This window comes from Acinetobacter chinensis, from assembly GCF_002165375.2.
Lineage (GTDB): Bacteria > Pseudomonadota > Gammaproteobacteria > Pseudomonadales > Moraxellaceae > Acinetobacter > Acinetobacter chinensis.
Genome location: NZ_CP032134.1, coordinates 1186359 through 1200834, shown reverse-complemented (window position 1 = coordinate 1200834; position 14476 = coordinate 1186359). Strand labels below are relative to the sequence as shown.

Genomic DNA, 14476 nt, shown 5'->3' with positions numbered 1-14476 from the left:
CTAAAACAAGCAATTTTTGCTGACGGATATTTGTTATGTTTTTTTGTGCAGCTGTGCTCGGGGATGTGCCTGATCATAGACCTGCGCAAGATGGTCAAAATCGACATGAGTATAGATTTGTGTCGTACTCAGGTTACTATGTCCCAGCATTTCCTGAACAGCCCGCAGATCACGACTGCCCGACAGCATATGACTGGCAAAGCAGTGTCTTAAAAGATGTGGATGCAGGTCTACATTGACACCGGCTCTGAGAGCCTGATATTTCACACGGTTTTCAATCTGCCTCGCACCCAGCGGATTCCCTTTTTGTGTGATAAAAACATGAGCTGTTTTAACAAAGTCACCATTCCATAAAGGATAGACTTTCAGCCAGTGCATCACTGCATCTTTGGCTTTGCTGCCAAATGGAACTATACGGGTCTTGTTCCCTTTACCTGTGATACGCAGCAGCTGTCGGTTAAAGTCAATATCACCTATTTTAAGCCCCTGCACTTCTGCCAAACGCAATCCACTGGAGTACAACAGCTCCAGAATGGCTTTATCGCGGTACCACATCTGTTTCGGAATCTCGGCTTCAGGCTCAGCCTGATCCAGGATCTGATTCACTGTTTCAATATCAATCATGCCGGGTAATGGACGGGACTGCCTTTTCAGTTTGAAATCATCCGCTGGATTAAAGGCCAGATACCCACTTTCTTCCGCCCATTTCATAAACTGACGGATGGCAGACAACAGTCTTTGCAGGCTGCCTGGACTGAGTTGCTGATACTCTACTTTGTGCGCAAGATACTCACGTAAATCCGTACTTTCAACATCAGCAAGCTGAAGTTTCCGATCATCGCAGAATTTCAGAAAATCTGAGACATCACGGGTGTAGGCGTGCAAAGTATGAGGAGACTGGTTCTGTACCTCCCGCTCTTTCAGCCACATTGTTAAAAGTTCAGATGGGTTGATCTGCATATTCTGGTATTTAAAAAGATATTTCTGTCTTTATCATAACGCAGTACTGACCAAATCACGAATACAGATATACATGCCTGAAACTTAAATTTTATCTGTTCTGTATCAACTAATTACTTTTCATAATCCACTCATTCACTGTCATCAAAATCAAAAAAGCCCTGAACAGTCAGGGCTTTTAGAACACATTAAAATCAGCTCTGGAAATAACGCAGATCGAGACGACCTTCGTAAACGGTTGCTGTTGGTCCAGTCATCCAGACCACATCACCCTCTTTCCATTCAATCTGAAGTTTGCCACCTGCCAGCTCAATTTCAACACTGGAAGCCAGCAAGCCACGGCGCATACCTGAAACAGCTGCTGCACATGCACCTGTACCACACGCCATTGTTTCACCGACGCCACGCTCGAACACACGAAGTCGGGCATGTTTGTCATCCACAATCTGCATAAAACCAGCGTTTACACGTTCTGGGAATCGGGCATGGGATTCAACCTGAGGACCAATTTTTGCGACATCAGCTGTCAGTACATCTGACACGATGGTCACTGCATGAGGATTACCCATGTTAACGACATCAATCGTCAGTTTTTCATTGTCCTGAAGATCAATGTCATACAGAGACTCAGGTTCATCGGCTGTAAATGGAATTTCTTCGGGCAGAAATTTCGGGTAGCCCATATTCACACGTACCCAGCCGTTTGCACCCAGTTCTGGTTCCACAATGCCTGAACAGGTCTGAACCCGCAGTTTTGTTTTGGTTGTCAGCTGATGTTCATAAACAAAACGTGCGAAACAGCGGACACCATTACCGCACTGCTGAACTTCAGAACCATCTGCATTAAAAATGCGGTATTTAAAGTCTACATTTGGAAAATCAGGTGGTTCAACAATCAGCAACTGATCAAACCCGATCCCAAAATGACGGTCCGCCAACCGACGGATAGTCATTGCATCAAAGTAAGCCCGCTGGCTGATCAGATCGACAACCATAAAGTCATTGCCCAGACCATGCATTTTTGTAAATTCAAGCAGCATCTGTATTACTCCTCAGGCAATAAACTTTCTTTTTCCCACAGTGATTCAATCGTCTCACGCTGACGGATCAGATGTGCCTTTTCACCATCCACCATAACTTCAGCAGCACGACCACGGCTGTTGTAGTTTGAACTCATAACAAATCCGTAAGCACCTGCACCAAGTACAGCAAGGTGATCATTGACCTGAAGTGCAAGCTCGCGCTCTTTACCCAGGAAGTCACCTGTTTCACAGATTGCACCCACAATATCCCAGGTTTCAGTCTGCACGTCAGCTTTTGGTGCAACAACCTGGATATCCATCCATGCCTGATATAAAGATGGACGGATCAGGTCATTCATTGCAGCATCAATAATGGCAAAGTTACGGTGACTGGTCGGTTTCAGTAAATCCACTTTAGTCACCAGTACACCTGCATTTGCAGAAATGCTGCGACCAGGTTCCATATAAACTTTTAAACCCAGTTTTTCCAATGCAGGACGCATGGCATTTGCATATTCAACGACACTCGGTGGAGTTTCATCTTTATAGGTCACACCTAAACCACCACCGATATCAATATGTTTCAGCTGAATACCCATCTCTTTGAGACGGTCAATCATACTGATCACACGGTCAAGTGCGTCCACAAAAGGCTGAGTTTCAGTCAGCTGAGATCCGATGTGGCAGTCAATACCGACTACATCCAGATTTGCCAGTGATGCCGCATACTGATAAGTCTCAAATACGGCATCAGAAGGGATACCAAATTTGTTTTCTTTAAGACCTGTTGAAATATACGGATGTGTTTTTGCATCAACATCTGGATTGACACGCAGAGAAACTGGCGCTTTTTTATTCATCTGCGCTGCAACTTTCTGAATCCGGTCAAGCTCTGCATAGGACTCAACGTTAAAACAGGCAATACCGACTTCCAAGGCTTTCTGAATATCTGCTTCTGTTTTCCCAAGACCTGAAAATACAATTTTCGATGCATCGCCACCGGCAGCCAGCACACGTGCAAGCTCACCTCCGGTCACAATATCAAAACCAGAGCCCATTTTTGCAAGAACATTCAGTACCGCAATATTGGAGTTGGATTTCACCGCAAAACAGATCTGATGATCAATAAATTCAAATGCCTTATCCATATCTGAATAATGCTGTTCAAATTTAGCTTTCGAATAAACGTATAGCGGTGTACCAAATTGCTGTGCGAGCTGATCCAGTGAACACTGCTCTGCATGCAATACCCCATTAATGCGGGAGAAACTCATGAATGTATCCTTTCAATAAAAATTTAAAGCGAATTATTCAGTCACTGCTTCAGATGCAGCAACAACGTCAGCCTGACCGGCAGACTCACTGTTTTGAGGAGCCTTTTCTGCTGAGTCTGAATGTAGCAGGTATTTTGCCCGCTTATCATAATCAGGATCTGAAGGCAGTTGTAATGCACCTGTCTGACCACAACCTGCCAGGGCTGAAATCACAGTAATAAGACTCATACAGCAAATAACTGAACGCATCTGACCACCTATTAGTTAATTTTCAGGAAGTATAACCTGATCGGCTGTCTGACCAAAGTGCTAAACACAGTATTAGCTTATCGTGGGAATACAAAAAACGCCAGACTACAGCTGGCGTTTTATATTGGAATTAATACTGATGCTTATGATTATTTTTTCTTATAAAAGCAGACATAACCTATCGCCAGTATCAGTAACCATAATGGACTCACCATTAATGCCTGCATTGTGTCTTCCTGAAGTGACAGCACATAAATCACACCAATAAAGAATGTAATCACAACATAACAGGTCAATGGTCCACCAGGCAGCTTAAAGGTCGATTTTGCATGCAGTTCTGGACGGGTTTTATAGTAGACCAGGTAGCTCCACAGAATAATGATCCAGACCAGAATAAACAGAATCGTGGATAATGTGGTGGCCAGCGTAAATGCCTTTACTGTATCAGGTACAAAATACTGTAATGCAGCGCCTAACAGCAGACAGACCGCTGAGAAATACAGTGCATTTGCCGGTACTGCACGACGGTTCAGACGACCAAAAGGTTTTGGTGCCTGTTCTTCGCGGGACAGACCAAACAGCATACGGCTGGTAGAAAATACACCACTGTTCATGGATGACATCACCGAAGACAGCACCACCAGATTCATGATGATCGCTGCTGCTGCAATACCTGCCTGACTGAACAGATTTACAAAGGGACTGATATTTGGATCAATTTTATTCCACGGCGTAACAGACATCACGATCAGCAGTGCCAGTACATAGAAGATAATGATACGGATTGGAATTGAGTTGACTGCCTTAGGCAAATTCTTTTCAGGATCTTTAGTTTCCGCAGCCGTTGTACCGACCAGTTCCACCCCGACAAAAGCAAAAATCGCAATCTGGAACCCTGCCAGGAAGCCATCAGCTCCAGTTGGGAACATCCCCCCGTGATTCCATAAGTTTGTAAAGGAGGCAACCTGTCCCGCTTCTGAGGTAAATCCTGTAAAAATCATCCAGAGTCCGGCTAAAATCAGTACAACAATGGCGATGATCTTGATTAAAGCAAACCAGAACTCCAGCTCACCAAACAGTTTTACTGTCATGAGGTTTAAACCCATGATGAAAACAATGGAGGCGATACTGATCATGACCCCTTCCATAGGACTGAAAGGAACACCATGGTTAAAGAACTGCAGGTAATAAATAATCGCTGACAGATCCGCAATACCAATCGTAATCCAGCACAGCCAGTAGGTCCAACCGACAAAATATCCTGCCCATGGACCAATCAGATCAGTTGAAAAATCAATAAATGATTTGTATTGAAGATTGGAAAGCAGTAATTCGCCCAGCGCACGCATCACGAAAAAAACCATCAGACCAATAATCATATAAATAAACAGTATGGATGGTCCTGCCAGGCTGATGGTTTTTCCTGACCCCATAAACAGCCCTGTTCCAATTGCACCACCAATGGCAATTAACTGAAGGTGCCGATTGGACAGACTCCGCTTTAGATCCTCACCCTCTTCCTGGAGAGTAATATTTTCATTTGACATTATTTAATTCATCTAAGGAATTGATGACAACAAATTATCTTAAAACAATCAAAAATGACAAAACATTTTTATGACTATCAATTTTTCCTAACAGATCATTCAGATTTATTTATTTTTCTTATCTTTTATTACCCATCTGGGTGATTGACTATTTCAGGAAAATCATAATTCCACCGCATTTCTTCTTGTAATCGCCTCTTTTTCTGTGTCATAAATAGTGATCATTCACAGAAAAATGATGTGAATTAAAGGTCAGGAAGACCTGTTGTGGCACTGATTTTGCTTTTTGCATAAACATCAGCATTAAGCTGCTTTATAAACCGGAATATAAGAAGAATTTATTATGCAAAACATACAAAGTATTATGGAAACCTTAAGTGGATGGGTCTGGGGACCTTATATGCTGGTACTGCTGGTTGGTACGGGCGTATTCCTGACTCTTCGATTGATGTTTCTTCAGTTCAGATTACTGCCATTTGCCTTTAAACAGGTCTTTGGTAAACATGAAAATTCCAAGTCAAATGATGGTGACATTTCACACTTTGCAGCACTAATGACAGCACTTTCAGCCACCATTGGTACCGGTAACATTGCAGGTGTTGCAACTGCCTGTGTCCTGGGTGGTCCCGGTGCTGTGTTCTGGATGTGGATGACTGCACTTGCGGGTATGGCAACCAAATATGGTGAAGCTGTACTGGCCGTTAAATACCGTGTCAACAATGAAAATGGGCAAAAATCCGGTGGTCCGATGTACTACATTGAACACGGACTGAAATGGAAGTGGCTGGCTGTTCTTTTTGCGCTGTTCGGTACGATTGCTTCATTTGGTATTGGCAGTTCCGTTCAGTCCAATACTGTTGCGCTTGCCGTCCAGAACAGTATGGGTATAGAAACATGGATTACCGGCATTGTCATTACTGCTTTTTCCGCACTGGTGATTTTAGGTGGGATCAAATCCATTGCGAAAGCTTCATCCTTTATTGTACCAATCATGGCGATTGGTTATGTACTCGGTGGTCTGGCCATTATTCTGACCAACCTTGAACTTGTTGTTCCTGCACTGAAACTGATCTTTGTTGATGCATTTACAGGTCAGGCAGTTGCTGGTGGTGCAATCGGTGCAGTGATCCGTTACGGTGTAGCCCGTGGTGTATTCTCCAATGAAGCCGGTATGGGTTCGGCTCCAATTGCTGCTGCTGCTGCAAAAACTGACCACCCTGTGCGTCAGGGTCTGGTCTCTATGACAGGTACTTTCATTGACACTATTATTGTCTGCAGCATTACCGGTATCGTACTGGTGATGGGCTATCTGGTGGCGGGTAACACCTTTGGTACAGAAACAGGCGCTGTTCTGACCACACATATTTTTGACCGTCTGCTACCAGGTATCGGGGGCTGGGTCGTGACCTTCGGTATTATTTTCTTTGCTTATTCGACCATTTTAGGCTGGTGTTACTACGGTGAAAAATGTGCGACTTATCTGCTGGGTGAAAAGTTTGTTCTGATCTACCGTATTATCTATATCGCTACAGTGTTTATTGGCACAGTGGCTACGCTGGATCTAGTGTGGCTGTTTGCAGACACCTTCAATGGTCTGATGGCTGTACCCAACCTGATTGCTTTATTACTGCTGTCAGGGGTTATTGTCAAAGAGACCAAAGACTTCCTGGCAAAAAGGAAATCTGGCGAACTTTACTGATATTTTCCAGCCAGAAATTCAATCCGTCACCTTCGGGTGGCTTTTTTATGGGCAGATCATTCGGGTCTGCATGCTGAGGTTTCATTTCAGTTTAAATATTCTGTATGCTGTAGCCTGCTTACCAGACAACCAGACTCAGAAATATGGCCAAAGTCAAAACTGCTTACCACTGCGAACAGTGTGGAACTGAACATCCAAAATGGTCAGGTCAGTGTTCTGACTGCGGTGAATGGAACTGTCTGACTGAAGTCAGTATTCAACCTGCCGTCAGCCATCGTGCTGTTCCTAAAATGGGCGGCGGCTATGCGGGTCAGGCTGCTGCCATCACAACGCTCAATAAAATTTCAGTCTCCACTGAAACACGTCTAGCGACAGGTATCGGTGAGTTTGACCGAGTACTGGGTGGGGGTCTTGTGACAGGTTCAGTTGTGCTGATTGGTGGTGACCCTGGTATTGGCAAATCCACTATTCTTTTACAGACTGCAACCTATATGGCTGCTGCCAGCAGCTCAGCGCTGTATGTGACGGGTGAGGAATCACTTTCCCAGGTGGCATTACGTGCCAACCGACTTGATTTGCCGACAGATAAACTGAAAGTCATGGCAGAAACCTGTGTGGAACGGATCTGTGAGGTACTTGCACACGAACGCCCGGCAGTTGCCATTCTGGACTCTATTCAGACACTCTATACAGAAACTTTGCAGTCAGCTCCAGGTGGTGTATCACAGATCCGTGAATCTGCTGCTCTACTGACCCGATTTGCAAAAAACAGCGGCACTGCACTGTTTATTGTTGGTCATGTCACCAAAGAAGGTTCACTTGCAGGTCCCCGTGTACTAGAACATATGGTGGACTGCGTGCTGTATTTTGAAGGTCAGGCAGATTCCAGATTCCGTATGATCAGAGCTGTGAAAAACCGCTTTGGTGCGGTCAATGAACTCGGTGTCTTTGGCATGACCGATAAAGGACTGCGCGAAGTTGCCAATCCATCTGCCATTTTTCTCAGTCGTTATGATGAAGCCATTCCAGGTTCGATTGTCATGATCAGTCGTGAAGGTACACGCCCTCTGTTGGTTGAGGTACAGGCACTTGTGGATGATGCGCATGGTCAGCCCCGACGTGTGGCTTTAGGTCTGGAACAGAACCGTCTGAATATGCTGCTTGCTGTAATGCATCGTCATGGCGGTGTACAGACCGCCGGACAGGATGTTTATGTCAATGTCGTGGGTGGACTCAAAATTACTGAAACAGGTTCCGACCTGGCTGTCCTGCTGGCATGTGCATCCAGTCTGCGGGGGAAAGCCCTACCACAGCAACTGGCTGTATTTGGTGAAGTCGGACTGTCAGGTGAAATACGTCCTGTACCCAATGGACAGGAACGCCTCAAAGAAGCCATTAAGCACGGCTTTAAATATATTATTGTTCCCCGTGGTAATGCACCTCAAAAAGCCATTCCGGGAGTACAGATCATCTCGGTTGCCCGTCTGCACGAAGCACTCACTGAAGCCAGTCAGCTCAGTGATGAACTGAATTAGTGTCAGGAGATCATTTTTTACTCACCATCTGACCACATGAGAATACAGCAGTTTTATGAGGTCATTTCTACCGAATAACCCAAGCTATTCCCAATATACGAAAATCCTCAACACACCCATTTACATGAGTATTTTCATACAGTTATAACACGCTGATCAAAATTAAAAAAACATGCCGGATATTCGTTATTTTATGTGAATTTCTGGGCAAATAATTCGCAAAGCAATTGAAATTTACCTGAAAAGACTGCATATATATACCTGACATTTTATCTCTATACAGGAAATTTCAATGGAAGTTCGACAGCGCAGCTGGGTTGCAGGTCTTTTGATGGCTACACTGGTCATTGCACCAATGGCTGAAGCAAAACGTGCAGGTGGCGGTAAAAGCCATGGCATGAGCCGTTCAGCGACATCCAGCCAGTCTTATCAACAACCGCGTCAGGCTACGCCTGCTCAGCAGCCAGCTGCTCCTGCTACAACTCCACAGAAATCAGGTCCTGGTGTAGGTGGTATGGTTGCTGCGGGTGTTGCAGGTGCGGCTATTGGTGCAGTAGCAGCAAATGCCATGGCGGATGACCGTCCTGCCAGCGCTGCTGAAACAGCACAGGAAGAAAAAGGTGGAATCCCCGGATGGATCTGGATTCTTCTTGCAGCAGCTGTCGCCTTCTTCATTTTCCGTAAGTTAGGCGCAAAAAAAAAATTAGCAGCTAACAATCCTTTTGCACCAAACAATGGAGCAAATAATGCTCCGTTTGGTCAGAATGCAGCACCACGCTCTACCGGTGGTGACAATACCAATATTTTTGGTCAGTCAGTCGGTGGTTCGAATAATGGTTCAAATGCACCATTCGGTGCTGCGCCTGCGGGTGGAACAGCCTATACCAACAGTGGCAATCAGTTACCTGACGGTACTGAGCCAGCAGCATTCCTGCGTGTAGCACGTCAACGCTTCAACCATATTCAGTCCATGAACACTGCAAGTAACATCAGTGAAATTCAGCGTTATCTGACGCCTGATCTGTATCAGTCCATGTATAACGACATCATGGCAAATCAGGATCAGGACGTAGCAGAGTTTTCCAACCTGAATGCCATGATTGCAGATTCAGCAACTGAAAATGGTCAGTATGTTGTCAGTGTCCGCTTCACAGGAACTGTCAGCGAAGACCTGAACAGTCTGCCTCAGCCTTTTGCTGAAATCTGGCATTTTGTAAAACCTGCGGGTTCAAGCCAGGACTGGCTGGTTGCAGGTATTCAGCAAGCTGCTTAATACACGCATTTCAGGTTAAATAAAAAATGGAGCTTAATGCTCCATTTTTTTATTTGCATACATTCATGAACAATAATCTTTCCGCTGATCCCTGATCAGACTTAAAGCGGCATGCCATGCTGCCTGAATAATCGGTTCAGCAGCATCACTTTCAAACTGCTTCACCGTATATTCACAGACCTCTTTAGATGGTGTATGTAATTCAGCACTGCTCATTGCTTTAATCTGAATCTGACAGGCTCTTTCCAGAAAGTAAATTTCATGAAATGCGCGAGCAACACTGTTTCCCGTCGCCAGTAATCCATGATTGCGTAAAATCATACAGCGATAATTACCCATATCCTGAACCAGCCGCTCACGCTCATCCGTGGAAAATGCAATGCCTTCATACTCATGATAAGCAATATTGTTATAAAACTTCAGTGCATGCTGGGATAAAGGCAGCAATCCTTTTTCCTGAGCTGAAACAGCAACACCATCGGCAGTATGTGTATGAATGACACAGTGAATATTATCCCGTGCATGATGTAAGGCTGAATGAATGACAAAACCTGCGACATTGACCATTTTGCCCTGATCATATTTTTCAACAATATTGCCTTCATGGTCTATTTTGACCAGATCTGAGGCTTTCATCTGATCAAAAGTGACACCGTAACGGTTAATCAGAAAATGTTCAGGCTCACCAGGTACTCTCAGACTGATATGCGTATCAATTAAATCTGTCATGCAGTACCAGGCAATCAAGCGATATAAAGCAGCCAGTTCACAGCGGGCTTGCCATTCTGTTTTACTGATTTTTGCTGGTCGTTTTTTCACAGTACTTTCCTTGTCTGACTCATTATTAAAATTATTTCGTGCTTGCTTATACATTACTGAAAATTTATAAACTTTCAAACAGATGCTGATATAAATACGCCACTGTTGCGACCAGTCTTTACTGAATAAAAAAACACTCTGTTTATACAGAGTGTTTTAAGTCACTTTTGAATACCTGAACTTTATAAAGTCCGATCATACATCATATGGTTTGTCTTTAAAGATAAGTAAACTGCTATACATCACATCCAGAGAAACCCGTACTTAAATCGGCTGTTCAATTCAGATACGAAACAGATTAAAGCTTTATCAGCTCAACCCGTCTGTTTTTCGCTTTACCCTCAGGCGTATTATTATCTGCAACAGGCTGACTGTTTCCAAAACCCTGTGCCTTTAAACGCTTTGGAGCAATACCTGCCTGAGTCAGCAACTGGACAATACTCTTTGCACGTCGCTCTGAGAGCTGCTGATTGTACTGGACATCCCCGATATCATCTGTATGCCCATGAATTTGCAGAGCAAGATCAGGATGATCTTTTAACAGCTGAGTGATCTGATCAATCTGTCCACGGGATTCCGGCAAAACCTCTGCCGAGTTTGTTGCAAAATTGATGTCCAGGCGTACACGGTCATTGTTATCCAGCTGCTTTTTCATTTCTTCAGCAGCAATCGCCTGAGCTGTAATCTGAATTTTTTTGGTTTCGAGTACCATTAAACCTGCATTTTTATGGCTTGAATAATTTACCTGTACCCAAAGCTCCCGATCATGTAAAGGAACTTTATAGGTTGTGACTGGATGCTTCGTGATACCGCTGTAATTAGTATTGTATTTCATACGTAGATCTTCAGGCAGCTGTTCAGCAATATTTTGTGGAACAATACTTTGCGTGACCAGAACACCATTCAGCTTTTTAACGACCCCATCAATATTTTTCTGAATTTCCAGATAACTCGCCTGATCTTTATAATCTCGGGTTCCTGTGACATAGGAAGCCATCAGCCTCCCTTCAATCCACTCAAACTGCTGCCCTGTCCAGACAGGAATCCGGGCAAAACCTGTTTCTTCTTTTCGATGATATTCATAACCCCGAGGTAGACTCAGATAAGGAAATTCTTTCAGGACATCTGAGGTCTGCTCTACAGGCCTGGTTTCCAGAATCATCAGACTAGCCTGATTTTCTCCATCTTTGACAAGATGAACCCAGATACTTCTATCAGCCTGACGAATGATAAATGTCTGGGCAGGCTCGCCATAAATATTTCCCATCGCCTGGTAATAATCAATTTTGAATTGCCCATAATCCTGATCCACTGTTTCCTTAGGAATCGAGCTGTTTGTAATTTCAACACCGCCCATAGACTGAATCAGTGCTTCAAAATTACGCTGTATTTCCAGGAAACTCCCTTCATAGCCTTGCTGAGGCTGAATTTTCCCACTGAATAACCGTCCCTCAACCCATTCCACATGTGTACCCGTCCAAAAAGGTACTTTTTCATGCTCTGGCGTCTGTGACTGATTTTTAGTGAACTCATAGCCCTGTGGCAATCCCAGATAAGGAAATGCACCCAGGACATATTCTGACAATGGAATTTTGTTCAGATCAAAGGTCTGAACCTGAGCAATTTTTTTTTCTTCAGCCACAGGTTCATTGGTCTGAACCTGTTCTGCTGGTTCACTTTCAGGCTTTTTAGAACAGGCACTCAATACGAGTAACAAAGCCAGACTGTATAAGTATGTTCTTTTTGACATGATTTATCCTTATGCACGAGGGGCAAATTCATTGCTGAAACAGGAGTTTATGAAGTAATACAGAGTGCTTTCACAAAGGTATAAACGGCATCAGCATTTTTATGTGCAATACAATAAATGCACAGCTGTTAACCGCCTTTTTCATCCAGCACAATAAAAAATGATCCAGCTAAATTAAAATGCGAAAAAATCGCATTTAAAATATTATATATAAAATCCATATAAAAACAATGTTCAGACAAATACAGAATATTGAGCAGAATGTGCTGTACACATTATTTATGCAGTGATTTCAGAAATGATTCACACCAATCCATCAGTACAGTATTTAAAAAAACAGTTGTGGGAGCATAAAAAACAGATATTCCTGAAATTTTTAATTATTTTTAACAATGTTATTTATTATGTAAGTATCAATCTGTCTTTGCACAACCATTTCAGCCCTTAAACCTGTTTTTCATAGCGATAAAAAGGCTGAAATTATAATGCTCTGCTGAATGGATTTCTGTCTGACAGCTTAGGCTTGCCGATCAGTTGGTTTCCATGCGCATCTGAAAATCGATTTTTAAGGCAGCGCACTGGCTCTTTTGCCCATTTTCAATGAACATAGATTCCTCTCCATATGCCCAGTAACCATCCATTGCAAATATCGGCTCATAATTAACCTGATAAGGCTTAGATACACCAGGCAAATACCTCACTTCTGAGTTTTTTTCACAGATCGGACCAAATGGATACAACCTGCCTGGCGAATCCTTTTTATACAATACAGCAGGTATGTAACAAGCTGGCTGATGCTCAATCACTTCATCTGAGCCTGTATTTGTAATTGTCACCTGTACCCGCATCACATTTCTGATATCGGTCAGCTTTTTCCCCAACGCATAAGTTCTCGGTTCGTTGATCGGATCACCGTTAAAATCCAGAAAACGTATTTCCCGTGTCAAAGAACCACACTGATCAATAACTGGTGCTGGAACGGATAACATTAGATATTCATTCGGCAATCCAGGCTTCATTCCATCACCACCAGGCAGCGTATCAGGTGGATTACCCGTTCCCTCAAGGCTGACACCACCTACACTGAAATCACTGCCACATCCCGATAAAACAAGGCTTATTCCCGCTAAACAAATAAAGCCAGCATTTTTATTCATAATATTGATATACCCCAAAACGAAACTCCTTAACAGCATCTGCCTTGCCGTCATCCTGCTCGCATCGTTCCATTGCTAATTTCAAAAGCTGAAATGAAAATTCTTTCCATAGAATCAAACTTTTTTCATGCAGTAATTGAACTGATTCGACGGTCAGTTCATCGGCTCTTACGGCCTGTTCCAGATACGGTATTTCTTCGGGTTTAAACAGATTATGCAGTCCTGCCTGTAAATGACTGTGGACATTACGCGTCAGGATTTTACGTGCCTCATGCATGGCAGTATCAGGCACAAAACTGTATTGCTGTAAGGAAACCACGCCTTCATTTTCACTGACAATATTCAGTCTTTCCAGTTCACTTAAGACTGAACGTGGATGTCTTTCCACTGAAACACGGCGGACTAAATCTTCAAAACTGAACTGATCCTTATCACTGAAAGGTAACTGTTTTTCAAGTCCTTCAGCAATCCACAGCCCCACGACTCTTGAAGGTACACTAATCGGTTCTGAAACACTCGCCTGTGTCAGTGTCTGACCGGATTCGAGTGCTTTTTTGAATGCTGTGACATCTTTACGGTGTAATCCCGAAAGCAGACTGATTGAGGAAACTGTCTGTTTCTGTTCAATACGTTCAAGCTCATGTATGGCCTGCTGGTAAAAAACGGACTTTAAAGCTGCAGAAAAATCGTTATATCCCACACCTGAACGAATTAACCACTGCACAAGATCATCCATTAGCAGCAATACCTGCTGTAAATTAAATTCAGCATTACCTGTAGATAAATGATTCATTGGTTAAAACCCATGATTAGAGAACACAACTGATTTAAATGTAATCACCTCAGACTGAGTGATACTGATTACATTTAACGACCACCTTAGTGCAAAAAATCAGATAAGTGTAAATATTTATTTATATGAAATAAGTATTGAATAACACTGAAACCTTATAAGCTGCCTGTGAAAATTCTAACATTTTATCTGCTGAATTGCACAAAACCTCATACAGTCCAATGATTCAGGCTCTCTTTGTTCAGCTCTGCCCGGACAAAAAATACAAGTGTTCCTATCCATAAAAATAACAGGCTTTGTTTACTTTAAAGGATGATCACAGCATCCAGAACAGGAAAACAGCTTCCCCTTCTTGCATTTCCAGAATACTCAGTATACTTTATATGAAAATATTTATG

12 protein-coding genes and 1 pseudogene are annotated in these 14476 nt (G+C 43.3%); 4 read left to right on the top strand and 9 right to left on the bottom strand.

The window, feature by feature from the left end; genetic code table 11:
- Positions 1-33 precede the first annotated feature (33 nt).
- The 3 genes from xerA to lysA form a co-directional block, all read right to left on the bottom strand.
- Positions 34-960, bottom strand: coding sequence for a site-specific tyrosine recombinase/integron integrase (gene xerA / locus CDG60_RS06470; RefSeq protein ID WP_087511179.1), 927 nt, complete (start codon positions 958-960; stop codon positions 34-36).
- A 194-nt stretch (positions 961-1154) separates the two neighbouring features.
- Positions 1155-2000, bottom strand: a complete 846-nt coding sequence (gene dapF, locus CDG60_RS06465) for a diaminopimelate epimerase (RefSeq protein ID WP_087511177.1) — start codon at positions 1998-2000, stop codon at positions 1155-1157.
- A 5-nt stretch (positions 2001-2005) separates the two neighbouring features.
- Positions 2006-3229, bottom strand: coding sequence for a diaminopimelate decarboxylase (gene lysA / locus CDG60_RS06460; RefSeq protein WP_394357258.1), 1224 nt, complete (start codon positions 3227-3229; stop codon positions 2006-2008).
- Here lysA and CDG60_RS18590 point away from each other — a divergent pair.
- Positions 3225-3275: pseudogene (locus CDG60_RS18590) on the top strand (hypothetical protein); the annotation flags it as partial. The gene lysA and the pseudogene CDG60_RS18590 sit on opposite strands and share 5 nt — an antisense overlap.
- Positions 3276-3289: 14 nt before the next feature.
- On the opposite strand, the gene lptM reads toward CDG60_RS18590, so the two are convergent.
- Both lptM and CDG60_RS06450 read right to left on the bottom strand, forming a co-directional pair.
- Positions 3290-3505: an LPS translocon maturation chaperone LptM gene (gene lptM / locus CDG60_RS06455; protein WP_087511174.1), complete on the bottom strand. Its 216-nt coding sequence runs from the start codon at positions 3503-3505 to the stop codon at positions 3290-3292.
- Positions 3506-3654: 149 nt separating this feature from the next.
- The gene (locus CDG60_RS06450; RefSeq protein ID WP_087511172.1) at positions 3655-5052 is read right to left on the bottom strand and encodes an amino acid permease; all 1398 of its coding nucleotides are present in this window, start codon (positions 5050-5052) and stop codon (positions 3655-3657) included.
- Between the two features lie 343 nt (positions 5053-5395).
- Between CDG60_RS06450 and CDG60_RS06445 the strand changes: the two genes are divergently transcribed.
- The 3 genes from CDG60_RS06445 to CDG60_RS06435 all read left to right on the top strand — a co-directional run bounded on the left by CDG60_RS06445 (position 5396) and on the right by CDG60_RS06435 (position 9559).
- A complete protein-coding gene (locus CDG60_RS06445) occupies positions 5396-6751 on the top strand; it encodes an alanine/glycine:cation symporter family protein (protein ID WP_087511170.1) in 1356 nt (451 codons plus the stop codon).
- 143 nt (positions 6752-6894) lie between these two features.
- Positions 6895-8286, top strand: a complete 1392-nt coding sequence (gene radA / locus CDG60_RS06440) for a DNA repair protein RadA (RefSeq protein ID WP_087511169.1) — start codon at positions 6895-6897, stop codon at positions 8284-8286.
- 292 nt (positions 8287-8578) lie between these two features.
- Positions 8579-9559, top strand: coding sequence for a Tim44 domain-containing protein (locus tag CDG60_RS06435; RefSeq protein WP_087511167.1), 981 nt, complete (start codon positions 8579-8581; stop codon positions 9557-9559).
- A gap of 63 nt (positions 9560-9622) precedes the next feature.
- Here the strand turns inward: CDG60_RS06435 and CDG60_RS06430 are convergent, their stop codons facing one another.
- The 4 genes from CDG60_RS06430 to CDG60_RS06415 all read right to left on the bottom strand — a co-directional run bounded on the left by CDG60_RS06430 (position 9623) and on the right by CDG60_RS06415 (position 14078).
- The gene (locus CDG60_RS06430) at positions 9623-10378 is read right to left on the bottom strand and encodes a class II aldolase/adducin family protein (protein WP_264757139.1); all 756 of its coding nucleotides are present in this window, start codon (positions 10376-10378) and stop codon (positions 9623-9625) included.
- A gap of 298 nt (positions 10379-10676) precedes the next feature.
- Positions 10677-12128, bottom strand: coding sequence for an OmpA family protein (locus CDG60_RS06425; protein WP_087511164.1), 1452 nt, complete (start codon positions 12126-12128; stop codon positions 10677-10679).
- A 530-nt stretch (positions 12129-12658) separates the two neighbouring features.
- Positions 12659-13285 (bottom strand): hypothetical protein, encoded by a 627-nt coding sequence (locus CDG60_RS06420; protein ID WP_087511162.1) that lies wholly within the window; start codon positions 13283-13285, stop codon positions 12659-12661.
- A complete protein-coding gene (locus tag CDG60_RS06415; protein ID WP_087511161.1) occupies positions 13278-14078 on the bottom strand; it encodes a DUF6502 family protein in 801 nt (266 codons plus the stop codon). Before CDG60_RS06415 ends, CDG60_RS06420 begins: the two co-directional genes overlap by 8 nt.
- Between the last annotated feature and the right edge of the window lie 398 nt (positions 14079-14476).